This is a genomic window from Nocardia aurantia, assembly GCF_009604425.1.
Taxonomy (GTDB): domain Bacteria; phylum Actinomycetota; class Actinomycetes; order Mycobacteriales; family Mycobacteriaceae; genus Nocardia; species Nocardia aurantia.
Window position 1 is genome coordinate 539,713 of record NZ_WEGI01000001.1, and the last position, 26,197, is coordinate 565,909.

A 26,197-nucleotide genomic window follows, 5' to 3' on the forward strand; every position below is an offset into this window, starting at 1 on the left:
CCGTGGCAGGGCCCGCGGCCGAGCACCGATACGCTCGGCCGCGAAAACGGCCGCCGCCGAGCACTATTCGGGCCGGTGCCCGGGGATGTCGGCGGGGGTGCGGGGCAGCACGTACAGCGCCATCTTGCGATTGGTCATCTGATGCTCGCCCAGGAACGCGCACCCGGCGTGCTCGCAGAGCCGTCGCGCCTCGATATTCCGGTGATCCGGATCGAACATTATGCGGCGGCAATCGGATTCGAGTTCGAACAGCGCGGAGACGATGCGCGGCAACAACAACGGGCCGAAACCGCGCCGCGCCATCGCCTCGTCGGCGATGGCCGCGTGAATTCCCAGATCGAACGGATCGGCGGCATATCGCGGCGCGATGGAATCCTGTGCGGCGCGATAAATTTCGAGATATCCGATGGGCTTGTCCCGGAATACACACAGCACCGGTCGCGAATACGAACCGTCGGTCTGGGCCTTCAGGTGGCGGTACCACCTCTCGGTGGGCCAGTCCTGCTCCCAGCCGGCGATCAGCCGCGGCATGCGCATCCACTCCGCGATCAGCTCGGTGTCGGCGCTGTCCGGGTCGACCGTACGCAGCCGGAACGAGCCGTCGAGCGGGGGAACCGGCGGCGCCGGAACGGCCAGGACTTCGGGAGCCAGCCCCTCGCGCAGTTGCCGGGGCAACACATGGTCCGTCGTCACTGGTGTCGGGCGGGTCATCGGTGTCGGCTCCGTTCGGTCGGGATTGCAATCCAACGATTAATAAGGATAGCCTAGGCTAAGGTAGCCGGGCTCGGGTCACCTGGAATTCCACCCGGAGACCGGATGTCGATGTAGGAGAGTGGAAATGGCACAAGGACTCGGCTGGCTCAGGCAATTCCAGGCGCCGGGTTCCGCGTCGTGTGGTTCGCTGTTGATTTTCCCGCACGCGGGCGCCGGAGCGTCCACCTATCGGGTGCTGGCCAAGCGGCTGGCCGCCGAATTCGATGTGGTGGTATTCCAATACCCCGGCCGGCAGGACCGCGCCAAGGAGCCGGTGCCCGAGCTGTTGCCGGAGTTCGCGGCCGGCGCGTTCGAGGCCTTCCGCGACTCACCCCACCAGCGCGGGCTGCCGCTGACCCTCTTCGGGCACAGCATGGGCGCGCTGGTCGCCTTCGAATTCGCCCGGCTCGCCGAGGCCGCGGGACTGCCGGTGCGGCTGGTGGTCGCCTCGTCCTCCGCGTCGCCCGGCCGCACCGCGGCCATGCCCTCGCATCCCACCGAGGACGAGGCGCTGATCGACCGGTTGCTCGCGCTCGACGGCACCGATCCCACCGTGCTGGCGAACCGGGACATGCTGAAACTGGCGCTGCCCGTGCTGAAAGCGGATTACGGCGCCGTCGACCGATACCGGTGCCCGGCCGATATCGCCCTCGACGCACCGATTCTCGCGATCCGCGGTGATGCCGACGATTTCGTCACGCGCACCGAGGCCGAGGCCTGGCGGACCCACACCTTCGGCGATTTCCGGGTCTCCGAATTCGGTGGCGGCCATTTCTATCTCAACGAGCACATCGACGGGCTCGCGGATCTGCTGATGCCGCGCACCACCGCGTCGGCCTAGCGTGAGCACGAAAGACATGATGCGGACATCGATCCCGGACGACCCGATCGTGGTCGTGGGCATGGGGGTCGAGGCCCCCGGCGATATCGAGACATTGCCGGAACTCTGGTCGGTGCTGATCGAATCCAGGGAAACGATCGGACCGTTCCCGCGTGATCGGGAGTGGCCGCTCGGGCGGCTGCTCGGGCTCGGCGACCGATCCGGCTGGGGCGTGGTCCAGGACGCCGGTGGATTCCTCACCGGCGCAACCGAATTCGATCCGCTGTTCTTCGGCATCAGTCCGCGCGAGGCCGCGGCCATGGATCCGCAGCAGCGGGTGGCGATGCGGGTCGCCTGGCGGGCGCTCGAACACGCGGGACTCAATCCCGCTGCGCTGGACGGTGATTCGGCCGGTTGCTGGATGGGCGTCTCGCCGCTGGAATACGGCCCGCTGATGGCCGTGGCGAGCGAGTCCAGCGGCTACCGGCTCAGCGGTACCGCGCTCGGCTCGGTGGCCGGCCGGATCTCGCACGCGATCGGCCTCGCCGGCCCGTCGATCAGCGTCGACACCTCGTGCGCCTCCGCGCTGACCGCGATCCATCAGGCCGCCGCCGCACTGCGGGCAGGCGAATGCGACTGGGCGCTGGCCGGAGGGGTCTGCGTGATGGGCGCGCCCGGACCGTTCTACGACTTCGCCAAGAACAACGCGCTGTCCTCCGACGGCCACTGCCGGCCGTACGCGGACGAGACCACCGGCACACTCTGGGGTGAGGCCGCCGGGATGGTCGTGCTCGAACATCGTTCCCGGGCAGAACGTTCCGGCCACGTGATCTACGGGCAGCTGCTCGGCTCCCGGGTCAACCACAACGGCAAGGGGGCGCCGATCGCGGTGCCGCGCGCCGACGCCCAGCACCGCCTGATCGACGACACCCTCGCCGCCGCCGGCATCGACCCGGCGCTGATCGGGCTCATCGAGGGACACGGAACCGGTACCGCCGTAGGCGATCCCGTGGAGCTGTCCGCGCTGATCGGCACCTACGGGTCGGCCGCCGGGCAACCCCGGCTCGGCTCGGTGAAGTCCAACATCGGCCACACCCAGGCCGCCGCGGGCGTACTCGGCCTGCTCAAGATGCTGCTGTGCGGTGCGCACGGCACCATCGCCCCCAGCCTGTGGGCGGACACGCCGACCACGGCGGTGGACTGGTCCGCCACCGGACTGCGCCTGGCGGCCGCCGTCGAGCCGTGGGAGGCGATCGACGGTATCCGCTACGGCGCCGTCTCCGCGTTCGGAATCGGCGGCACCAACGCGCATCTGATCGTCGGCATGCCCGAGCTGGAGGAGGAGTATGTCTGACCATCGTCTTCCGGACGGCCGCACCGCGATTCTGCTGTCCGCCGACCGCGCCGAGGGGCTGCGGGCCGAGGCGCGCGCGATCCTGGACTATCTCGAACGGCATCCGCAGGTGACCCCGGAACGCGTGGCGCACATGCTGTTCCGTACCCGGATCGCCCGCCGGCACCGGGTCCTCGCCATGGTGAGCTCGCGCGCCGAACTGCTCGACGCGCTGCGTGCGGTGGCCGGAGGGACGGCGCATCCGGCGCTGGTGTCGGCGGCCGCCGCCGGCCGCCGCATCGGCTTCGTGTTCCCCGGCCAGGGCGGCCAGCGTCCCGGGCCGGGCAAGCTGTATTACGCGGTGTCCGAGGTCTATCGGGCCCGTGTCGACGAGTGCGCCGCGGCCTTCCGCACCGCGTTCGGGCACGACCGGCCGCTGCACTACCTGCTCGACGACACCGGCGAATACCACGACGTGGTCTCCGAGATGCAGCCCGCGATCCTGTTCCACATGCTGGGCCTGGCGGCCCTGTGGGAGGCGGCCGGGGTGCGGCCCGCGGCCACCGTCGCGCACAGCCTCGGCGAACTGGCCGCGATGGTGGTGGCCGGTGCGATGCCGCTGCGGGCGGCGATCGTGGTGGCGGGGCACCGATCCCGGCTCGCCGAGCAGCTGCCCGGCGCCGACGGCTACACCATGGCGGTGCTCGGCATCGACCGCGAACAGTGCGAGGAACTGCTCGCCCGGCAACCGGGCTGGGCCGAACTCGCCGTGATCAACGCGCCGAATCTCGTTGTGGTCTGCGGCGAGCGGGACACCGTCGACGCCCTGATCGCACAGGTGCAGGGCCGCAAGCGATTCGCACGCGGCTTCACCCTCCGGTTCCCCGCGCACACCTCGCTGATCACCGGTCTGCGCACCGAGTTCGAGGCCGCACTGAACGCGGATCTGCCCGGCGCGACCTTCGCGCCGACCGATGTCGCCTGCTACGGCTCGACACTCGGCGCCGCGATCGAACCCGATGTCGCACAAGCGCAGTACTGGTACTGGAACCTGCGCAACCGGGTGCGTTTCGACAAGGCCGTGGCGGCCGCGGTGCGCGACGGCGTCGACACCCTGATCGAGATGTCGGACCATCCCGTGCTGCAACTGGCCGTGCAGGACAACCTGTCCGCGCTCGGCGCCCCCGACACCCTGGTCCTGGGCACCTCGCTGCGCAGCGCCGCCGATCTCGGCGAATTCTCGCGCAACCTGGCGAGTCTCGCCGTCCACGACGCGAACTTCGCCTGGGACGGGCTGCGAGTCGGACCGTCGGAGCCGATGCCGTTGCCGCTGCGCGACTTTCCGCACACGCAGTGGGACCGCCGCCGGATCTGGGCCCCCTATGCCGCCGATACGGACACTAGCCCGGATCCCACCGCCGTTCGCCGGGTCGTGGAACACTGGCGGCCGATTCCCGTTCCGGCACAGACCTCCCCGCACCGCGTCCTGTTCGTGGACCACACCGGCGATTGCGCGGACCTCGCCTCCACCCTCGCCGCCGCCGCGGCCCGCCGAGGTGACGTGGCCACCGTGTTCACCGCCGGGCAACTCGCCGACGGTACGGCACCCCCGCGCGGCCAGGATCGCGTTGTCCTCCTGATGCCGTCGCCGCCAAACGGCGAAACCGACTCGGCGACAACCCAACTCACGGAATTCTTCGTCCAGCGGCGATGGCTGCCGGCGCTGGACGCGCTGCGTGGCGACGGCCAGTGCTGGTTGTTCACCGTCGCGGGCGAAGAGGTGGTGGTCACCGACTCGGTCGCCGGTCGCGGAGGCGACGCCATCGATCCCACCGCCCCGCACGCGGCACTGGCTGCCGGTTTCCGTTGTGTCGCAATGGAACGGCCCGGCCTGTTGTTGCGGCACCTGGATCTGGCTGGTATCGAGATCCACTCGGAGACAGCCGATCTGGTGGTCGCCGCTCTGTACACCACGGGGGAGTCGGAGCTCGCTGTGCGGCGGGGCACGTTGTTCGTCAAGCGGCTCGCGCTCGAGACGGCGGTGGCTACCGCGCCGGGCGAGCTGGATCTGAGCCATGTGCTGATCGTCGGCGGCACCGGCCGATTGGGTCTGCGCTGTTGTGAACACTTGGTCCGGTCCGGCGCTCGTCGGGTGACACTGCTCAGTCGCAGTGGCGAAACCGCTGACACGGCAACCGCTCTGACGCAGATCCGCCGGCTCGGGGCCGCCGAGATCGTGGTGGCTCGCTGTGATGTGACCGATCCCGGCGCGGTCGCCACGTTCGCCGCCGGCCTCGGCGATCAGCCGGTGACCCTGTTGTTGCACACTGCCGTCGGTTACGTCGACGCGCCGCTGGCCGAACTCACGGCCGCGGCTGTCGAGACCGCTGTGGCGGCGAAAGTCGTGGGCGCCGAACGGATTGTCGCGGCGGTACCGCGGTCCCCGGACTGCCGCGTGGTGCTGTTCTCCTCGGTCGTCGCGACGTTCGGTGGCGCCGGTCAGATTCTGTACGCCGCGACCAATCGCCTGCTCGACGTCGCCGCGCGCCGCTGGCGGGAGCGCGGTGTCGACTGCGTCTCGGTGCAGTGGGGTCTCTGGAATGCCGCGGGCCTGCTCGACGAGAACGGCTGGGCCCGGATCAAAGCCACCGGCCTGCTGCCGATGTTTCCGGCCGACGCCATCGCCGCTGGGCTGACACCGCGCGGCGGCGACGCCATGGTCCTGGCCGCTGACTGGCCACGGCTGTTCCAGGTCTTCGGCGCTTTCGGGCAGGCGTCGGTGCTGGCGGATCTGCTACCGGCGCATTTCCCCGGTGCCGGTGCCGGTGCGGCAGGCGGCCCGAACCGCTCAGGTATAGCGAACTCCACTGTGACGGACGCGTTTTCGTCATCGCCAACCGCCATCGGTGCGTCGCCGGGCGCGTGGGATACCCGGACCGCCGGCTCGGATACCGCCGGCACCAATCCTGCGCCGGCAGGCTCGCGCTCCGGCGACCGCGTGAGGACCGGTGGGGGCTGGAGCAATTTGCCTGGAGGTTTGCCAGGTGCGCCCGGGCCGCGCTCCGGCGACCTCATGGGGACCGACGGGGGCTGGGGCAGTGTGCCCGACGGTCTGCTGGGTGTGCCCGGCGCGCGCTCGGGCGACCTCGCGGGGACCTACGGGGGGCCGAGCAGCCTTCCCGGAGCTTCGCCGGGGTCGCGTTCCGGTGGACCGGTGGGCATGTCCGGCGGTTCGGTGACCGGTCCCGACGGGCTGGTGGGTGGGCGTGCGCCGCATCCGTCGCCCGGCCACGGCGGCGAAATGGCTTCGGCGGCAGGCGGAGCCGGGTCGGATGTTATGGGGGTCGGGGAGCGGGTGCGCGTCGAGCTCGAGGCGGTGATGGGGGCCGACGGCGAACTCACCGACGGCACCGTCCCGTTGGTGGCGCTCGGGCTGGACTCGGTGCAGGCGTTGGAGTTCCGGCGGCGCATCCAGTCCGTGCTGGATCGCGACATCCAGGTGGCGGACATCCTCGGCGGGGCGTCGCTCGACGATGTCGTGCTGATGGTGGCCGGTGCCGGTGTCTAGGACAAGTTTTCAATCAGGGCAGAGGAAGCGCAGAGATATGTCGGACAGCGACGCCACCGAAGCCGGTGTGGGCACACTCGATCGCCGGATGGCGCTGCTGCGTCGCCGCATGCGGGAGCAGGGACTGGCCGGCGGCGAGGCGCCCGCGGCGCTTCGGGCGCGTGCCGGTGAACGTCGGCCGCTGAGCGCGGGCCAGCAGCGGATGTGGTTCCTGCAGAGCCGCGATCCGGAGGACACGACCCTCAATGTCTGTGTGGCGTACCGGCTCACGGGACCGCTGGACGAGCGCCGGCTGCACGCGGCGGCCGGCGCCGTCGTGGCCCGGCACGCGATCCTGCGCACCACCTACGGCGTGGATGAGGCCGGTGAGCCCTATCAGGTGTTCGCCGACGATGTTCCGCTCGCCTGGCAGGTGCACGACCTCTCCGGCCTCGCCGCCGACGACCGGGCCCGGCGGGTCACGGTGCTGGCCCGCCGCGAGTTCGGCCACGCCTTCGACCTCGGCGCCGAGGCGCCGGTGCGGCTCACCCTGATCCGGGTCGCGGACACCGAACACGTCCTGGTGTTCGTCGCACACCACATCGGCTGGGACGACGACTCCTGGCAGGTGTTCTTCGCCGAACTGAACGCCGCCTACCGGGGCGAGCAGCCTGACGGCGGCGTGGCCGCGCAATTCGTCGACCTCGCCGTCGATTCCGAGGAGACGGCCGAGGCCGACCTCGACTACTGGCGTACCACGCTGCAACCGATCCCGGAGGCGCTGGAGCTGCCGGGCCTGCCCGTGCTCGCGCCGTCGACCCAGGCGCAGCGGCACGCGCTCCGGCTGCCGGACGGATTGCTGGACCGGGTGGACGTTTTCGCGCGCGCACATCACGCCAGCCGATTCATGGTGCTGCTGGCGGGATTCGGGGCGCTGATCAACCGATACACCGCCGCAACGGATTTCCTGGTCTCGGTGCCGGTGACCGAGCGGCGCGGCGCCGACGCGGAGGCGCTGATCGGCTACTTCGGCAACACCCTGCTGCTGCGCCAGACCGTCCGCGCGGCAGACGATTTCGGCGCGCTCGTCGCGGCGACCCGCGAGGTCTGCCTCGGCGCTTTCGCCCACCAGCAGCTCGGAATCGACCGGGTGGTGCGGGAATTGAACCCGCAGCGACTCGGTGGCCGCGACGGCGCCGAGCGGCTGGTCCGGCTCGGTTTCAGTGTCCGGCGCGACGCGTCGGGTTTCGATCTGCCCGGGATCGCCGCCGAGGTGATCGACATCGGCGCGCCGGTCGCCGCGCAGCTGCCGCTGTCGCTGACCGTGGCCGCCGACGCCGCGGGTGATCTGGTCGAGGCCGAATACTGGGTCGAGCGTTTCGATGTCGCGCTCGTGGAGCAGCTACTCGCGCACTATGTGCAACTGCTCCACAGCGCGCTGGCCGATCCGGCCCGGCCGGTGCGCACGCTCGACCTGCTGGGCGCCGGTCGCGAGACCGTGCTGGCCCGTTCGCACGGCCCGCGCGTCGACAGTCCCGCCGCCACCCTGGTCGATCTGGTGCAGCAGCGGGTCGCCGCGGACCCGGACGCGCTCGCGCTGATCTCCGACCACGAGAAACTCAGCTACAGCGAGTGGAACCGGCGTTCGAATCGCTTGGCGCACTGGTTGATCGGCTCCGGAATCGGCACCGAGGACATCGTGGCACTGCCGATGAGCGCATCGGTGGAATTCCTCGTCGCGGCGATGGCGGTGCTCAAGGCCGGCGGCGCGTACCTGCCGATCGATCCCGCGCATCCGGCGGACCGGATCGCCTACATGATCGAGGATGCCGCGCCCGCACTGGTTCTCGACGTGGCCGAACTGCGCGCCGCGGAGTCCGCGGCGGCGGGCCTCCCGGAAACCGATCCGGTGGACGGGGATCGGGTCCGGCCACTGCGGCCGGGACATCTCGCCTACGTCATCTACACCTCCGGATCGACGGGCGCTCCGAAGGGTGTGCCGGTGGCGCACCACGCCATCGCCGAGCACATCGCCACCTTCAGCGCCGAATGGGGCGTGACCCCGGACGAGCGGTGCCTGCAGACCGCGTCGGTGAGTTTCGATGCCTCCCTCGGTGACATCTTCGTCACACTGACCGTCGGCGGCTGCCTGGTCATCCCGAAACCCGGTGCGCTGGGCGACATCCGGTACATCGCGGACCTCATCACCACGCACGGCGTGACCGGTATGCAGATGGTGCCGTCGATGCTCGGCACCCTGCTGTTGCTGCCCGAGGTCAGCCGGTGGCGCTCGCTGCGCCGCGTCCCGGTCGGCGGCGAGGCGCTGCCCGGCGAGGTCGCCGACCGGTTCGCCAAGGTCTTCGACGCCGAACTGCGCAACCACTACGGCCCGACCGAGGCCGTGGTCTGCGCGACGCACCTGCGGGTCTCGGGCCCGCAGGGCGCCACGATCGTGCCGATCGGCGTCCCCAACGCCAATGTTGATGTCTACCTGCTGGATCAGTCGCTGCAACTGGTGCCGGACGAGGTGGTGGGTGAGATCTACCTCGGCGGTGACCAACTCGCGCGCGGCTACCTCGGCCGGGCCGGGCTGACGGCGGAACGGTTCGTCGCCGACCCGTTCGCGCCCGGCGCCCGCCTGTACCGGACCGGTGATCTGGCCCGCCGCAACGTTCGCGGCGAGATCGAATTCATCGGCCGCGCGGACGAACAGGTGAAGGTTCGCGGTTTCCGCATCGAGCTCGGCGAGATCGAGTCCGCGCTCACCACCCATCCGCACGTCGGCCACGCCGTCGTGACGGTGGTCGACGATCCGGTCGGCGGACCCGCACTGGCTGCCTACGTGGTGGGCGCCGGCGGCGCGGCCGTGGATCCGGAGCGGGTGCGCGCCCACGTCGCGGCGACGCTGCCGGAATACATGGTGCCCGCCTCGGTCACCGTCATCGATCGAATTCCGTTGACGGTCAACGGAAAACTCGACAAACGCGCGCTGCCGGACCCGGCGCCCGCGGCCCGCCGGGAATACCGCGAGCCCGCCACCGAGACCGAGCGCCGGATCTGCGCGATCTTCGCGGAACTGTTCGACCTCGACCGGGTCGGCGCCGACGACTCCTTCTTCGAGCTCGGCGGCCACTCGCTGCTGGCCGCGCGGCTGACCGCGCGCATCCGCGCCGACCTGGGCGTGGAACTGCCGGTGCGCACCGTTTTCGACACCCCGACCCCGGTCGGCCTGGCGGCCCGGCTCGACAGCGACCCGGACCGCGACCGCACCGGCGTCGAGACCGAGGCTCTGCACCGGGTCCGGGCGACCCGGCAGCCGGTGCTGGAACAGCCTCGCCCGGAACGTATTCCGCTGTCGTACGCGCAGCTGCCGATGTGGTACCAGTACCGGCTGGCGGGCCCGAGCCGGCTCGGCAACATCCCGTTCTCGGTGCGGCTCGAGGGGCCGGTGGACACCGCCGCGCTCACGGCCGCCATCGGCGACGTGGTCGCCCGGCACGAGTCACTGCGCACCGTCTTCCCCGAGGACGGCGGAATGCCGTACCAGGAGGTGTATCCGGCGCTGGACGTGCCGCTGCCGATCACCGAGATCACGCCGGACGACCTGGCCGGCGCACTGGCCGAGATGGCCGACCATCCGTTCGTCCTGGACAAGGAACCGCTGATCCGTACGGCCCTGTTCGACCTCGGCGGTGAGGTGCGGGTGCTGTCGATGGTCGCCCATCACATCGTCATCGACCACGCGTCGCTGAGTGTGCTGATGTTCGATCTGGTCGCCGCCTACCGGACCCGGATCGGCGCGCCGACCCCGCCGCGGCCCGAATTGCCCATCCAGTACTCCGATTACGCGCTCTGGCAGCGCGACGTGTTCGATCCGGACGGGGACGGCCTGCCGGTCGGCGCGTACGGCCGGGAGCTGGTCGGCTACTGGCGGACCGCGCTGGCCGGGCTGCCGGAGGAGGTGTCGGTCGGTCACGACCGGCCGCGGCCGGGCCTGCTCGGCAAGCGCGGCGTGATCGCGGTCCGCGGCATATCCGCGGACCGGCGTGCGGCCCTGGTGGCGCTGTCGGAACAGTCCGGCGCCACGGAATTCATGGTCTACCAGTCGGCTTTGGCGACCTTGCTGCATCGGCTCGGCGGCGGCCCCGACATCCCGATCGGCACGCCGATGGGCGGTCGCGTCGACGAGGCGGTCACCGATCTGGTGGGCCTGTTCGCGAACATGGTGGTGCTGCGCAACGATGTGTCCGGCGAGCCGACCCTGCGCGAAATGGTCGGCCGCGGCCGGGATGTCGTGCTCGACGCGCACACCTATCAGGAACTGCCGGTGCAGCGCCTGATCGAGGTGCTCAACCCGCAACGGTCGAGTTCCCGGCAGGCCCTGTACCAGACCATGATCCAGTTCCGCGGGGCCGACTGGGCCCCGGCCTCGGTCGATCTCGGCGGTAACGGGTCCACCACGCTGATCCCGTTGCCCGTCACGCTCGACATCGCACTGGTCGATCTGAACGTCAGCCTCGACGTCCGCGCCGACGGCGGGCTGGATGTGCTGATGGTCGCCAATGCCGATCTGTACGAACCGGATACGGCCGGCGTGCTGGCGGACGCGCTGGTGGACGTGCTGAGCGCGTTCGCCACCGTTCCCGACCGCCGGATCGGCGAGATCGAACTGCTCGACCCGGCCCGGCTGGAAGCGCTGCTGGCGCCGCCGGTGCCGCGCGCGGCGCCCGAACGGAGCACGGCCGCAACGAGTTCCGGTGAGACCCAGCGGAAGCTGATCGCACTGCTGGAGGAACTGCTCGACATCACCGGCGTCGGGCCCGGGGACGGCTTCTTCGCCCTCGGCGGCGACAGCGTGATCTGCGTGCAGTGGTCGTCGCGGGCCGCCGAGCGCGGCCTGCCGCTCACCCCGCAGCTGGTGTTCGAGCACGCCACCATCGCCGAACTGGCCGCCGCCGTGGATGCCGAAGCGGCGCAGGAGGTTCCGGCCGAGGTGGCGCGGCCCGCGGACGAGCGTCACGAGGCGATGAGCGTATCCGGCTTGGACGCCGCCACCCTCGCCGCCCTCGAATCGTCCTGGGAGGATCAGTGACCAAGCCCCGTATCGAGGATGTGCTGGCGCTCAGCCCGTTACAGGAGGGCCTGTACTCGCTGTCGTCGATGACCGGTGACGGTATCGACCTGTACACGATGCAGTTCGTCATCGACATCGACGGCCCGCTGGACGTGGCGCTGCTGCGCCGCAGCGCGGCCGAACTGCTGCTGCGGCACCCGAATCTGCGCGTCTCGTTCCGCGACCGCGACCTGCCCCGCCCGGTGCAGATCGTGCCCTCGCACGCCGAACTCCCGTGGTCGGAGCGGGACGCGGCGCCGGCGGAGTTCGCCGGCATCGCCGCCGCCGAACGGCGTCGCCCGTTCGACCTGAACCGCGGCCCGGCGCTGCGCATCGTCCTGCTGACCGTGCCCGGTGCCGAGCCGGCCCGCCGGCGGCTGATCCTGACCGCCCACCACATCCTGATGGACGGCTGGTCCACCTCGGTCTTCATCGGCGAACTGTTCGCCGTGTACGAGGCCGGCGGCTCCGCCGAGGCCCTGCCGCCCGCCCGGCTGTACCGGGACTTCATCGGCTGGATCGCGGCCCAGGACGCCGCGGCCGCCGCCGCGACCTGGCTCCGATACCTCGGCGGTATCGAGTCCCCGCTGATGCTCGCGGAGGGCGCCGTGCCGACCGGAACGGCGGTGCCGGAGAAGGCTTTCGGCACGCTGACCGCCGAGGAGACGCAGCGCCTGCAACAGTGGTCCCGCGCGAACGGCCTGACCCTGAACACCGCGGTGCAGTATGCCTGGACGGTGCTGCTCGGCCGCCTCGCCGACCGCGGCGACGTCGTCTACGGCACCACCATTTCCGGTCGGCCCGAACAGCTTTCGGGCGTCGAACGGATGATCGGCCTGTTCATCAACACGGTTCCGGTGGTGTGCCGCATCGACGACACCAGCGTGGTCGAGCAGTGCCGTCGCCTGCAACGCGATTCCGCCGCCATGCGCGACATCGGTTACGTCAGCCTGTCGTCGGTCCAGCGGGCCACCGGCCACGCGGCCCTGTTCGACACCCTGTTCGTCTTCGAGAACATGCCGATCGGCGACGCCATCAATCCCGTGACCAGCTCGACCGGCGTCACCTTCCGCCCGGTCGAGCTGGAGAGCCTCGCCCACTACCCCCTGACCGTGGTCTCGCACCTGTTCGGCCCGGAACTGGTCGTCGTCGTGGAGGCCCTCCCCGGCGCCCTCCCCGAACTGCCGTCCGCCGAACTCGGCGACCGCCTCCTGGCCATCCTCCGCCAACTCCCCGGCATCGGTGACGCCACCCCGGATGCACTCGATATCCTCACGCCCGCAGAGCGTTCCGAACTCGCCGCCGCCGCGAACCGCCCCGAATCCGTTCCGACCGCCCACACGCCGCGGGCGACCGACGCCACGTCCGCCGAATCGGCCACTCCCACCGCCACCGGGCAGCCCGACCGCCAGGCTGCCCGGTTCCGCGGCGAATCACCGTCGTCCACGCTCGAATCCGAGCTCGGTGGCACGGCGTGGAATCTGTTCGAGCGGCAGGTGCGGGCCACGCCGGACGCGGTGGCGTTGTCCTCCGGCGCGGGGGACCGCTATACCTACCGGGAGCTGCATGCCGCGGCGGCCCGGCTGGCGGACGAACTGGCCGACCGTGGTGCCGGACCGGAAAGTGTTGTGGCACTGGCCTTGCCGCGCTCGCCACGGTCGATCGTCGCGCTGCTCGCGGTGCTGGGTGCGGGGGCGGCCTATGTGCCGGTGGACATCACGCTGCCGCCGTCGCGGATCGGGTCGATCCTGCGCCAGGCCGGCCCGGTGCTGTCGATCGCCACCGCCGATACCGCCACGCTGCTCGCCGAATCGGGCAGTCCGATCCTGATCCTCGACGATCCGGTTGTCGTGCGGCGCATTTCCGAGCGGGATCCGCTCGCGCCCACGGTGATCCGCCGCGCCGGGCACGCCGCGTACGTGATCTTCACCTCCGGATCCACCGGCGAGCCGAAGGGCGTCATCGGCACGAACCGCGCGCTGGCAGCGTATTTCGCCGACCACCGCGATCGCGTCTACGCCCCGGCGACGGCCCGGCTGCACCGGCCGCTGCGCATCGCCCACGCCTGGTCGCTGAGCTTCGACGCGTCCTGGCAGCCGATGGTGGGCCTGTTCGCGGGCCACGAGATCCACCTGTTCGACGCCGACGAGATGCGCGACGCGCACCGATTGGTCTCGGGCATGGCGGAATTCGGGATCGACATGATCGACACCACCCCGTCGATGTTCGCGCAACTGGTCGCGGCCGGTCTGCTCGAAAACGCTCCGGCGGTGCTGGCGCTCGGCGGCGAGGCGATCGAGGCGGCGCTGTGGAGCCGCCTGCGCGCCCTGCCCGGCACCGCCGTCTACAACTGTTACGGGCCGACCGAGACCACCGTCGAGGCGGTGGTCGGCGCGGTCGCCGCGACCACAGCCCCGGCCATCGGCACCCCCGCCGTCACCGTCTCGAGCTACGTCCTCGACTCGCGGCTGCGGCCCGTCCCGCACGGCGTGGTCGGCGAGCTGTACCTGTCCGGCGGCCAGCTGGCGCGCGGATACATCACCCGCGCGGCCGGTACCGCCGAGCGGTTCGTGGCGGACCCGTTCCGGCCGGGCCGCCGGATGTACCGGACCGGAGATCTGGTGCGGCACCGGCACGACGGCGCGATCGCGTATCTGGGCCGCGCCGACGACCAGGTCAAGGTGCGCGGCTACCGCATCGAGATCGGCGAGATCGAGACGGCGCTGAAGCGATTGCCCGGGGTCGGCACGGCCGCCGTCGCGGTGATCCGCCGCGCGGGCAGCGCGACTCTGGTCGGGTTCGTGGTCCCGGTCGCCGGACGGACCCTCGACCCGGTGCGGCTGCGCGCGGCGCTGACGGACCGGCTGCCCGGATACATGGTCCCGGCGCGGGTGGCGGTCGTCCCGAAACTCCCGGTCACGGTGAACGGCAAACTCGACGGCCGCGAACTGATCCGGCGTGCCGAGGCGCTCCTGATCGGCGACGGCGCCGGTGCGGGCGCGGCGGCGGAAACCGAGACCGAGCGGATCCTCTGCGAGGTGTTCGCGGAACTGCTCGACGGCCGCGTGCCCGGTATCGATGAGGACTTCTTCGCCCTGGGGCTGGACAGCATCGTCGCGATCTCGGTGGTCAACCAGGCGCGGCGGCGCGGTCTCGCGCTGGGGCCGCGAATGGTGCTCACCGCGCCGTCGGTGCGCGAACTGGCCGCGGTGGTCGATGCGGCGGCGCAGGCCCCGACGGCCGAGGCCGGCGCCGAGCTCGGTGAGGTGCCGCCGCTACCGATCGTGTCGTGGCTGCACGAGTACGGCAACTTCCGCCGATTCACCCAGACCGTGCTGGTCCGGCTGCCCACCGATATCACCGACGCCCGCATCGCCGCCGTATTGCAGGCGTTGCTGGACAACCACGCGGCCCTGCGGTCGCGGCTGGTCACCACCGAGGCGGGCCCGCGGCTGGTGATCCGGGAGGCCGGCGCCGTGCGTGCCGAGGATCTGCTCACCCGGGCCGAATTCCCCGCTGCCGTAAGCGCTGCCGAGGACGCGATCCTGGCCGAATCCCGTGCCGCCTTCGACCGGATCGATCCGGAGCGCGGCGACATGGTGGCCGCGGTCCGGCTGGTCCGCGGCGGGGGACCCGATCTGCTGCTGCTGACCGCCCACCATCTGGCCGTCGATGTCGTGTCCTGGCACATCATCCTGGCCGGGCTGGCGGAGGCCGGGGCGCGGCTCGAGGCCGGTTCGCCCGCCGGGCCGCTCCCGGAGTCGACCTCGTACCGGCAGTGGTCGCGACTGCTGGCCGAGCGCGCGTCGGCCCCGGAAGTGCTTGCGCAGCGCGACTATTGGGCCGGCCGCCTGGCCGCCCACGATCCCGTGCTGGGCTCCCGGCTGCCGGATCCGGTCCGCGACACCTGGGCGTCGCTGCGGGTCACCCCCGCCGTCACGCCGGTCGAGGTGACGGCCCGGCTGCTGGCCGGTGTGACCAAGGCCGAGGGCATGCGGGAACTGCTGCTGACCGCACTGACCCTCACCCTCACCGGCTGGCAGCGAGAAGTGCACCGGGACAACGGATCCGGAGCCCTGATCGCGCTGGAGGGGCACGGCCGCGCCGACGCGCTGCTGGGCACCGATACCGCGAACACGGTCGGCTGGTTCACCAGCGTGTACCCGGTCCGCCTCGGCGCGGGCCCGGCCTCGGTGGATGTCGAACGCGCGGAAGCGGATCCGGCCGCGGTGCAACTGCTGCTGAAATCCGTCGCGGGTGAACTGGCGGCACTGCCCAACGAGGGCCTGGACTTCGGCCTGTTGCGCTACGGCGGTCCGGCGGCGGATCTGACGGCCGCGCCGCAGGTCGAGTTCAACTACGTCGGCCGCACCGATCTGGCCGGGCAGGGCGCGGCGGACTGGTCCCTGTGCACCGGACCGCTGCTCGACGCCCTGCCGCTGGATCCGGAGCCGGAGCTGCCGCTGCGGTACGCCCTCGATGTCATCTCCGCGGTCGCCACGACGCCGGAAGGTCCACAGCTGCTGACCAATTGGCGCTGGAGCGACCGGCTGTTCACCGAGGGCGACGCGCGGCGGCTGACCGAGCTCTGGCACCGCGGCGTGGCCGCGGTCGCCGCGGCGCTGCCCTGACCACCCACGCGTCGCGTCGGCCGCGAAGGCCGGGTGCCGCGATCCGCGCGCGTGCGGCCGTCAGGCGGCGGCCGCCGCGAGCGCGGGCTCGATCTTGTCCAGCAGGTACGGCAGCGACAGCGCGGTCGGCTGGTTGATACCGGCGATGTCCTGGGTGGTCAGTTCCGCGACGGCGTGCTTGCGCACGGCCGGCAGATCCGCGTACCCGGGCAGGTGCCGGTAGGTGTCCTCCAGGCCCGGCGAGGAGGCGGCGAGCAGCAGATCCGCCTGGAGTGCGTCGACCCGCTCCGGCGACAACTGGCTGCGACCGCCGTTGTTCGGCAGCTTCGTCAGCTGCTCCGGGATGTGCAGGCCGAGCTGGGTGAACAGCGTGGTCGAGCCGTCCTTCGGATCGATCAGCACCATCAGCTGATTCGGCGAGGCCAGCCAGGTGCTGGCGAACGTCCTGCCCTGCAGGCCCGGATACTTCTTCGCGAGCGCGCCGACCCGGTCGGTGACCTTCGCGACGGCGGCCGCGGCCTCGTTCTCCTTGTGCAGCACCTTGCCCAGCGCGGTCATCTGGTCCTGCCACGGCGTCACCATGGCCTTGCTCAGCGCGGGCAGCGTCGGCGCGATCTTGCTGAACGTGGCGTAGATCTTCTCGTCGGCGTAGAGGCCGTCGGCCAGGATCAGATCCGGGTTCAGCGCCGCGATCGACTCGGCGAGTCCGTTGTTGCCCAGTTCCTTGGCCTGGCTCAGCGAGGCGGGCTCCCAGGCCGTGCGGCTCTTGCTGACCTGGGCCACGTTGTCGATGTAGCCGACCGGCGTGACACCCAGCGACAGGGTCGCGTCGAGCCATTGATTGCCCAGCGCCACGACCCGTTTCGGCACCTGCGGGACGGTGGTCTCGCCGTAGGCGTGCGTGACGGTGACCGAGCCGGCGCCGGAATCGGCCTTGTCGCTGCTCGAGCCGCAGCCGGCGATGCCGAGAACGGCCAGGCCGGCGAGGATTCCGGCGGCCGTCCGCGCCCGGGCTCGGGACATTCGGGCAGATCTCATGGGTGGCACTCACTTTCCTTGCTCTGCGAGGCCGGTGTGCGCGGATCGGATCGCCCTGGCGCACCGGCTGTTGTTTAGGTTAGCCTTACCATTGATTTTCGGAGAAGCGCTGGGCCGTATCGGTCGGCGCGGGACGGAGAAACCGGGTGTCGGGATCAGGCGCGGCCGCCGAGGCCGCCATCGTGGTCGAGTCGGTCGAGAAATCCTTCGGTGACGTGAAAGCCTTGCGCGGCATCAGTTTCCGCGCGCCCGCCGGCAGCGTGCTGGGCGTGCTGGGCCCCAACGGCGCCGGGAAGACCACCACCGTCTCCGTCCTGTCGACGCTGATCCGGCCGGACGCCGGCCACGCGCGGGTCGCCGGTCACGACGTGGTCCGCGACGCGGCGAAGGTGCGCGCCGCCATCATGCTGACCGGGCAGTACGCGGCGCTGGACGAGGTGCTCACCGGCCGGGAGAATCTGGTGCTGTTCGGCCGCCTGCTGGGCCTGCGGCCCAAGGAGGCGAAGGGCCGCGCCGACGAACTGCTGGCGCGCTTCGAGCTGACCGAGGCGGCCGACCGGCGGGTCGGCCAGTACTCCGGAGGTATGCGCCGGCGCATCGACATCGCCTGCGGGCTGGTGCGATTGCCGAAGGTGGTCTTCCTCGACGAGCCGACCACCGGCCTCGATCCGGTGAGCCGGCAGGGGGTGTGGTCGCTGGTCCGCGAGCTGCGCGACCAGGGGGTGACGATCCTGCTCACCACCCAGTACCTGGAGGAGGCGGACGCGCTCAGCGACAACATCATCGTCGTCGACCGCGGCATCGTGATCGCCGAGGGCACCGCCGACGAGCTGAAGGCCCGGTCCGGCAGCAGCTACTGCGAGGTCGTGCCGGTCTCCGCCGGCGACGTCCCGGCGGTGGTGGCGGCGCTGTCCGGGCTGGGTGCGGTCGCGGTCGCCGAATCGGCCGACCGGGTGTCACTGCCGGCGCCGGACGGCCCGGCCACCCTCACCGAGGTGCTGCGCCGGATCACCGAGGCGAAGATCGACCTGATCGACATCGCGTTGCGCCGGCCGTCGCTGGATGAGGTGTTCATCGAACTCACTCGCGGTGGCGACAAGGTCGGAGCGGCCTCGTGAGCAGCGACGCGCAGTGGCACGTCTCCCCGGTGCAGCAATGGGCCGCGCTCAGCGGCCGCACGGTGCGGGCCGCGGTGCGCCAGGGCGATCTGCCCTTCGGATTCCTCGCCCCGATGATCTTCTTCGTGTGTTTCTATGTGCCACTGCGGCATTCGATGGAGACCGGCGGCGGCCGGTACGCGCAGTACCTGCTGCCGGTGATCGTGGTGCAGGGCATGTTCTTCACCGCGATGTCGGCCGGTGATCGCGCGGCCCGGGACACGGCCGGCGGCATGGGCACCCGGCTGCGGTCGCTGCCGGTCGGGGCCTGGCTGCCGGCGGCGGCGCGGATGTCGGCCAACGTGTTGCGCGGGGTGGCCGCGATCGCGGGCGCGCTGGTGATCGGCTCGGCCTTCGGCTTCCGGTTCCACGGATTCGGCGCTGCTGTCGTATTCGTCGTCCTCGCATTGGCTTTCGGCCTCGCGCTGGTCATCGGCGCCGATCTGCTCGGGGTGGTCACCGGCGATCCGGGCACCGGCGCGACCGTGCTGCTGATCCCGCAGTTGCTGCTGGTCATGCTGTCCACGGGATTCGTTCCGGCACAAGGCTTCCCGGGCTGGATCCAGCCGTTCGTGCGGAATCAGCCGGTCTCCCAGGCGGCGGCCGCGTTGCGTGGGCTGGCCGACGGGAAATACGTTGCGGCCCTGCCGATCACCATCGCGTGGATCGCAGGCCTGACCGTCGTGTTCGGTGCGGCAGTGGTGCTGGTGGAAGGGCGGCGGCGATGAGGGCCCTGATCTCGCAGACCCTGGTGGAGGCCGGTCGCCTGGTGCGCCGCTGGCCCCGTCAGCAGGATGTGCTCACCGCCACCCTGATCTTCCCGGTGCTGTTGCTGCTCATGTATCAGCTGGTGCTCGATCGGGCACTGACCGCCGCCTCCGGCACCGCCGCGGTGTACGGCTTCGTCCCGATGATCGCCGTCACCGGCGCCATGTACGGGGCGATGGGCACCGGCATGTCGCTGCACGCCGAGGCCGAGAGCGGCCTGTTGCGGCGGTTCTGGGTGCTGCCGATCCATCGCGCCGCGGGTCTGGCCGGCCGGCTGCTGGCCGAGTGCGCGCGCACCCTGGTGGCCACGGCGATCGTGCTGCTGCTCGGTGTCGCACTGGGACTGCGGTTCCAGCACGGCTGGTGGGGGCCGCTGGGCCTGCTACTGGTGCCGGTGCTGCTGATGCCGGGATTCGTCGCGCTGGTGGTCGCCGTCGCGGTGGGCAGGGCGGGCGCGCAGATCGTGCAGCTGTTCTCGGTGCTGATCCTGCTGGGGATGTTCTTCAACTCCGGCTTCGTCCCGGTCACCGATTATCCCGGTTGGCTGCAGCCGGTCGTCCGGGCCCAGCCGATGAGCTGCGCGATCGAGGCGATGCGCGACTTCATCCTCGGTGGCCCCCTCCTGGTTCCGGTGTCGCAGACCGCGGCGTGGTCGGCCGGGCTCGCACTGGTGTTCGGTGGGTTCGCGGTCCGCGGATACCGCAGGGCCGCGGCGGGGTGAACACGCTCGCGGTGAACGCGGGGGCACGATTACGAAACGCGCTCCGGCATATGTGCCGGAAAACGGGTCCGCATATTCTAAATTAAAACGCGAGAATTTGCGATCTTCACACCAGCTTCGGGAGCAGGCATAATTAGCACTCGTTGCACCGGAGTGCTATCGGTTGTGTTTCCTCAGTGAGGAGGATCATGAGCCCCCAGTTCTCTGCTTCACGATTGAATCGGCCGTCCGCGGCGGTCCCGTCGCCGCTCTCGCCGTTCGACAAACCGGCGGTCGGTGAGATCCTCGCCGATGCCCGGGCGCCATTGCACATCGCGATGGTGGTGCCACCCTATTTCGACGTTCCCCCCAAGGCCTACGGCGGAGTGGAAGCCGTCGTGGCCGATCTGGTCGACGCCCTCGTCGACCGCGGCCATCGGGTGACCCTGCTCGGCGCCGGTGAACCAGGCACCAAGGCCACCCGTTTCGTCTCGGTCTGGGACGAGATCCAGGCCGAGCGGCTCGGCGACCCGTTCCCGGAGGTGCTGCACGCACTCAAGATCCGCCGCGTACTGGAGGACATCGCCGCGCGTGACCGGATCGACATCGTGCACGATCACACCTTCGCCGGGCCGATGAACGCGGCGTTCTACCGAGACCTGAACGTGCCCACGGTGATCACCGTGCACGGGCCCGTCGACGGCGATTGCCACACCTACTACAGTGAGCTCCGCGATGACGTGGCCATGATCGCGATCAGCGATCGGCAACGGGAGATCGCGCCCGACCTGAGCTGGGTCGGACGCGTGCACAATGCGCTGCGGGTCGACGATTGGCCCTTCCAGCCGCAGAAGAAGGACTACGCTCTCTTCCTGGGTCGCTACAACCACTGCAAGGCGCCGCACCTGGCGTTGCAGGCCGCGCACGCGGTCGGTATGCCACTGGTGCTCGCCGGCAAGTGTTCCGAGCCGCCCGAGAAGGCGTATTTCGAGCAGGCGGTCCGGCCACTGCTCACCGAGGTCGACGTCGTGTTCGGCATGGCCGACGCGAACGACAAACGAAAACTGTTGTCCGAAGCCAGATGTCTGTTGTTCCCGGTGCAGTGGGAGGAACCGTTCGGCATGGTGATGATCGAGGCGATGGTCTGCGGGACGCCGGTGGTGGCGTTGCGCGGCGGTGCCGTATCCGAGGTGATCGTGGACGGCGTCACCGGGCGCATCTGCGACGATCCCGCCGAATTGCCGGCGGCGATCCGCGAGGTGCAGACCTACGACCCGCAGGCGTGCCGGGACCACGTCGTCGCCAACTTCGGCGCCGACACCCTCGGCCGCGGTTACGAACAGTGCTATCGCAGGGTTTTGCGGCAGCAGCGGGTTCCGCAGAGCACGCGCGATTTCACCGCTTTCACCCCCTGGCCGGTCGGCATAGTCCAGCCGGGTTCGTCGTCCGTCGTGCCCGGCGCGCCTGCCTTCACGGGCGGAATGGCGGGTGATTCGGCGTGACCGATGCCCCCGCCGCGCTCAATGCCGGTGAACCGGCGGGCCTCGGTGGCTGGGTCGGCCCGGTCACATTGGTCGAGGGAAGTACGTTCTGCCTCTCGGATCGCATCGGTGATGTCGAGCCGGGCACCTCGCACGGGTTGTTCTTCCGCGACGCGCGCGTGGTGTCCCGGTGGGAGTTGCGGATGGACGGGCAACGGCCCGAACCGTTGTCCGTGCTGAGTCCCGAGGCGTTCACCGCCCGGTTCGTGCTGCGCCGGCCCCCACGGGCCGGCGCGGCCGACAGCACGCTGCTGGTGCTGCGCGAGCGCCTGGTCGCCGACGGGCTGCGCGAGACCATCGTGCTGGAGAACCTCGGCCGCGAACCCACCGCGGTCGCGCTCGATCTGTATGTCGACGCCGATTTCGTCGACCTGTTCGCCGTCAAGGAGGGCCGCACCGGGCACGGCCGCGCCGAGGTGCTGGTCACCGACAACGAGTTGCTGCTCAACGACCGCGCGGATCGCACTCGCGGACTGTCGATCTCGTCGTCGGAGGTGCCGGTGATCCTGCCCGGCTCGCTGTCGTGGCGGGTGGTGGTCAAGCCCGGCGAGCGCTGGCAGACCGAGGTGCTGGCGCAGCCGACCCTGGCCAATCAGCTGGTGCACGTACAACTCCGGCCCGGTGAGCACTACGAATCCACCGAACCCGGTCGCAAGATCGAGGCGTGGCGCGACACCGCGACCACGGTCACCGCCGGCAACCCGCTGCTGTCGACGGTGCTGCAGCGCACCGAGAGCGATCTCGGCGCGCTGCGCATCCACGACGACACCCGCGAGGGCCGCACCTTCGTCGCCGCCGGCGCGCCCTGGTTCATGACCCTGTTCGGCCGCGACAGCCTGCTCACCGCGTGGATGGCGCTCCCGCTGGACATGAGCCTCGCGCTCGGCACCATGCAGCAACTGGCGGAACTGCAAGGGCAGCACGAGGATCCGCTGACCGAGGAGGAACCCGGCCGGATCATGCACGAGATCCGCCGCGGCCCCGCCAGCGGCGCGGTGCTCGGCGGCGAGACCTACTACGGCACCGTCGACGCCACTCCGATCTTCGTGATGTTGCTGGCCGAGGCGTGGCGCTGGGGCGCGGACCCGGAGGTGATCCAGCCCCTGCTGCCCGCGGCCGACGCCGCCCTGCAATGGATGACCCAATACGGCGACCGCGACGGCGACGGATTCCTCGAATACCAGCGCGCCACCGACCGCGGCCTGGTCAACCAGGGCTGGAAGGACAGCTTCGACGGGATCAACGACGCCGCCGGGCAGATCGCGCACAGCCCGATCGCGCTGTGCGAGGTACAGGGTTACGCCTACGCGGCCCTGCTGGCGCGCGCCGAACTGGCCGACGAATTCGACGATCCGGACATGGCCGAGGCGCTGCGCGATCAGGCGGCGGTGCTGCGCACCAAATTCGCCGAGGCGTTCTGGATCCCCGAAAAGGGCTGGTACGCGGTCGCGTTGGACGGCAACAAACACCGGATGGACGCGCTGACCAGCAACGTCGGGCACTGCCTGTGGACCGGCATCGTCCCCGACGAACACGCCAATCTGCTCGTGCGGTGGCTGTCCAGCGCCGAGATGAACTCCGGATTCGGTTTGCGCACATTGTCTTCCAACATGGGCGCGTACAACCCGATGAGTTACCACAACGGCTCGGTGTGGCCGCACGACACCGCGATCGTGGTCGCCGGCCTGCTGCGGTACCGGCACATCCCCGGCGCGATCGAGCTCGCCACCCGCCTCGCCGACGGGCTGCTCGACGCCGCCGCCTCCTTCGGCGGCCGGTTGCCCGAATTGTTCTGCGGTTTCCCGCGTTCCCGGTTCTCGGCGCCCGTCCCGTACCCCACCTCGTGCTCGCCGCAGGCCTGGGCCAGCGCCGCCCCGCTACTGCTGGTTCGTTCGTTCCTGGGCCTCGAGCCCGACGCCCCGCACCGCACCCTCACCGTGCTGCCCCATCTGCCCGCCCGCTGGGGCCGGATCGCCCTGACCGAACTCCGCCTGGGCGGCGCGGTCATCGATCTCGCGGTCGAGGGCAACAAGGTCACCACCGCCAACCTCCCCGACGACTGGCACCTCATCACCTAGGGAACCGCGAGTTCCGGGTGGCCCGGATGCGGGGTCCGGCTGGGTAAGCTCCGAGTATGCCGATCCAGCCGTTGGGTTCGCTGCCGCATGTGATGTCCGAGGAGCAGTATCGGCAGTTACCCGAAGCCGTCGCGCGTGAGATCGAGGTCGTCCATGGGCATGTGATCGTCTGTGAGTCACCCACTCCCGAACACAACCGCATTGCACGGCGGTTGGCCAACGAGCTCGAGCGGCTGCCCACGACTGAATCGTGCATCAGGGTGGACACCGATGTCGACGTCGTCCTCTGGCGGGTTCCGCGGTTCACGTTCCGTCGGCCCGACGTGGTCGTCTACCGGTGTCTGGACGAGCCCGGCAGCCAGCCGGAGGCTCACGACGCGTTGATCGTGGTGGAGGTGTCGTCGCCGTCCACCGCGGCCGAGGATCTGCTGGACAAGAAGGCCCAGTATGCCCGAGTCGGAATCCCGCTGTACCTGGTGATCATGCTGAACGAGAAGTACGAAATCGGTGAAGTGCTGGAATTTCGGCTCGACGCGCACGCCCGTGAGTACCGCTTGCACCGATTGCACCGCGACGGTCTGTTGCGATTGGAGCATGTCGTCGTGGGTGAGATCGTGCTCTCGGACCTCGTGCGGTAGGTTCCGAAACAGCTGCGGCTCAGAGGGTTACGCGCTGGTCCGGGGGGAGGTACATGCGGTCGGTCGGGCGGACGTCGAAGGCCGTGTGGAATTCGGGGATGTTGCGGACCACCTGGTTGCAGCGGAATTCGCCGGGGGAGTGCGGATCGGTGGCGATGCGGAGTTCCAGCGCCTCCGGGGTCTGCTGTTCCCGCCAGTTGCGGGCCCAGGCGCGGAACAGCGCGGGATGGTCCGGGGCGACGCCCGCCCGCTGGGCCGCGCGGCGATAGGCGGCCACCGCGATCGTCAGACCGCGGAGGTCGGCCAGATTCTCACCGACCGTCAGGGCGCCGGAGACGTGGTGGCCGGAGGTGAGGCCGGTGGGGACCAGCGCGTCGTACTGGGCGATCAGTTGCGCGGTCCGCGCGTCGAAGGCGGTGCGGTCCGCCGGGGTCCACCAGTCGCGGCGATTGCCGTCGGCGTCGTATTTGCTGCCCTGATCATCGAATCCATGGCCGATTTCGTGGCCGATCACCGCGCCCGCGGCACCGTAGTTCGCCGCCGGCGCGGCATCGTGATCGAAAAACGGGGGTTGCAGGAATGCGGCGGGGAAGGTGATCTGATTGGCGGAGGCGGTGTAGAACGCGTTCACCGTCTGCGGCGCGACCGGCCATTCCGATCGGTCCACCGCGCCACCCAATTTCGCGAAACCGCGCTGCGCCTCGAAAACCTCCACCGCGCGCAGGGATTCGACGAGTCTTCCGCGGGTGACGCGCAGCGCCGAATAATCGATCCAGGTGTCCGGGTAGCCCAGCCGGGCCTCGATGCGTTCCAGTTTCGCGACCGCCGCCTCCCGCGTTTCCGGCGACATCCAGCCCGTATTCCGGAAACTGTCTCGATAGGCGGCCACGATATCGGTGACCAGCTCCTCGGCCCGCTGTTTCGCGGCGGGCGGGAAATGCCGTGCCACATACAATGTGCCGAGTTGCTGGCCGATCGTCTCGTTGACGGTGCCGATCGCCGACCGCCAGAGTTCCGGGCGTTCCCGCATCCCGCCCAGTGCCGTGCCGAAGAAGGCGAAATTGGCGTCCGAGATCGCCCTCGGCAGATACCGGGCGTAACCGCGGATCAGGCTCAGTTTCAGATAATCCCGCCAGGCGGGGAGATCGGCCTCCGACCACAGGCCACCGGCCGCGCTGACGAACGACGGCTCGCCCACCACGACCGTCCCGAACAGTCCGGCGGGCCGGTCGGTGCAGCCGGCCAGCCATGCGTCCCAATCGAAACCCGGTGCGGTACCGGTCAACTCGTGCCAGGACATCCGGTTGTAGGTGGCGTCGTAGTCGCGGGTGCGGACGTTGTCCCAGAAGCCCGCCGCGATCTGCCGTTCCAGCCCGAAGACCCGCTGCGCGGCGCCGTCGGGATCCGGCAGCCCGGCGCCGGCGGCCAGTTGCCCCAGCAGCGCGCGGTAGCCCGAAAGCTGTTGCGCGAATTCGGGTTTGCGGTAGTACTGCTCGCCCAGGCCGAGGCCGGACTGACCGATCACCGGCAGGTGCCCGGCGGAGTCGCGGCGGTCCACCGAGACCCGGAGCCGGATCAGTCCGTCGATCGGCAGCCGGCCCATCACATGCGCGAGCTCCGAGCGGGTGGACGCGGCGTCGATCGTGTCGAAAAGATCCGCCAGCGGCGACATTCCGAGCCGCTCGATGGCCGCGAGATCCAGCCGGGCGTCGTAGATGTCCCGAATCTGCTGTTCGGCGCTGCCCGCGCGCGGATCGCGGATGCCCTCGACGATGTCGTGCAACTGCCGCTGCACCAGATCCGCCACCTCGCCGAAGGTTCCGTAACTCGCCTTGTCCGGCGGCAGCCGATAGTCGGCGAGCCACCGGCCGTTGACGTGCCGGAACAGGTCGTCCTGCGGGCGGATCGCCGCGCTCACCGCGGACGCGTCCGGTTCGGTGCGGGGCGCGGGCGGCGCGGAACATGACAGCAAACCGGCGGCGGAGGTCGCGCCCAGCGCGACGAGGAACGAGCGGCGGCTCGGCTGAACCGGACGACCGGACATCGGTGCTCCTCTCCGAACGGCGGATTCACGACAGCT

At 70.3% G+C, this 26,197-nt stretch carries 14 protein-coding genes; 11 read left to right on the top strand and 3 right to left on the bottom strand.

All coding sequences use genetic code 11. The annotated features are described in order from the left end of the window. Positions 1-63 precede the first annotated feature (63 nt). The gene (locus NRB56_RS02385; protein WP_153338779.1) at positions 64-711 is read right to left on the bottom strand and encodes a GNAT family N-acetyltransferase; all 648 of its coding nucleotides are present in this window, start codon (positions 709-711) and stop codon (positions 64-66) included. 127 nt (positions 712-838) lie between these two features. Between NRB56_RS02385 and NRB56_RS02390 the strand changes: the two genes are divergently transcribed. The 5 genes from NRB56_RS02390 to NRB56_RS02410 are packed head-to-tail and all read left to right on the top strand — an operon-like array spanning position 839 to position 16,197. Continuing rightward, on the top strand, positions 839-1,594 hold the full coding sequence (locus NRB56_RS02390; protein ID WP_153338780.1) for a thioesterase II family protein: 756 nt from the start codon (positions 839-841) through the stop codon (positions 1,592-1,594). Positions 1,595-1,613: 19 nt separating this feature from the next. Next, the gene (locus NRB56_RS02395; RefSeq protein ID WP_153339035.1) at positions 1,614-2,927 is read left to right on the top strand and encodes a beta-ketoacyl [acyl carrier protein] synthase domain-containing protein; all 1,314 of its coding nucleotides are present in this window, start codon (positions 1,614-1,616) and stop codon (positions 2,925-2,927) included. Beyond that, positions 2,920-6,474, top strand: coding sequence for a nocobactin polyketide synthase NbtC (nbtC, locus tag NRB56_RS02400; protein WP_153338781.1), 3,555 nt, complete (start codon positions 2,920-2,922; stop codon positions 6,472-6,474). The genes NRB56_RS02395 and nbtC overlap by 8 nt, the downstream gene beginning before the upstream one ends. Before the next feature lie 37 nt (positions 6,475-6,511). After that, positions 6,512-11,545, top strand: coding sequence for a non-ribosomal peptide synthetase (locus tag NRB56_RS02405; RefSeq protein ID WP_153338782.1), 5,034 nt, complete (start codon positions 6,512-6,514; stop codon positions 11,543-11,545). Then, complete coding sequence (locus NRB56_RS02410) at positions 11,530-16,197, top strand: non-ribosomal peptide synthetase (protein WP_153339036.1); 4,668 nt, start codon at positions 11,530-11,532, stop codon at positions 16,195-16,197. Before NRB56_RS02405 ends, NRB56_RS02410 begins: the two co-directional genes overlap by 16 nt. A gap of 60 nt (positions 16,198-16,257) precedes the next feature. Here the strand turns inward: NRB56_RS02410 and NRB56_RS02415 are convergent, their stop codons facing one another. Next, a complete protein-coding gene (locus NRB56_RS02415) occupies positions 16,258-17,235 on the bottom strand; it encodes an ABC transporter substrate-binding protein (protein WP_227837068.1) in 978 nt (325 codons plus the stop codon). A gap of 146 nt (positions 17,236-17,381) precedes the next feature. Here NRB56_RS02415 and NRB56_RS02420 point away from each other — a divergent pair, with 146 nt between their 5' ends. The 6 genes from NRB56_RS02420 (at position 17,382) to NRB56_RS02445 (ending at position 24,117) form a co-directional block, all read left to right on the top strand. Beyond that, positions 17,382-18,353 (top strand): ATP-binding cassette domain-containing protein, encoded by a 972-nt coding sequence (locus tag NRB56_RS02420; RefSeq protein WP_319942450.1) that lies wholly within the window; start codon positions 17,382-17,384, stop codon positions 18,351-18,353. Next, entirely contained in the window at positions 18,350-19,120 is a 771-nt protein-coding gene (locus tag NRB56_RS02425; protein WP_319942451.1) for an ABC transporter permease, read from the top strand. The genes NRB56_RS02420 and NRB56_RS02425 overlap by 4 nt, the downstream gene beginning before the upstream one ends. Next, positions 19,117-19,881: an ABC transporter permease gene (locus tag NRB56_RS02430; RefSeq protein WP_153338783.1), complete on the top strand. Its 765-nt coding sequence runs from the start codon at positions 19,117-19,119 to the stop codon at positions 19,879-19,881. Before NRB56_RS02425 ends, NRB56_RS02430 begins: the two co-directional genes overlap by 4 nt. A gap of 317 nt (positions 19,882-20,198) precedes the next feature. Beyond that, on the top strand, positions 20,199-21,362 hold the full coding sequence (locus tag NRB56_RS02435; protein ID WP_227837132.1) for a glycosyltransferase family 4 protein: 1,164 nt from the start codon (positions 20,199-20,201) through the stop codon (positions 21,360-21,362). Further along, the gene (locus NRB56_RS02440) at positions 21,359-23,479 is read left to right on the top strand and encodes an amylo-alpha-1,6-glucosidase (protein ID WP_319942452.1); all 2,121 of its coding nucleotides are present in this window, start codon (positions 21,359-21,361) and stop codon (positions 23,477-23,479) included. Before NRB56_RS02435 ends, NRB56_RS02440 begins: the two co-directional genes overlap by 4 nt. Before the next feature lie 56 nt (positions 23,480-23,535). Then, positions 23,536-24,117: a Uma2 family endonuclease gene (locus NRB56_RS02445; RefSeq protein WP_153338784.1), complete on the top strand. Its 582-nt coding sequence runs from the start codon at positions 23,536-23,538 to the stop codon at positions 24,115-24,117. Between the two features lie 19 nt (positions 24,118-24,136). On the opposite strand, the gene NRB56_RS02450 is transcribed toward NRB56_RS02445, so the two are convergent. Further along, positions 24,137-26,161, bottom strand: coding sequence for a M13 family metallopeptidase (locus tag NRB56_RS02450; protein ID WP_153338785.1), 2,025 nt, complete (start codon positions 26,159-26,161; stop codon positions 24,137-24,139). Positions 26,162-26,197 lie beyond the last annotated feature (36 nt).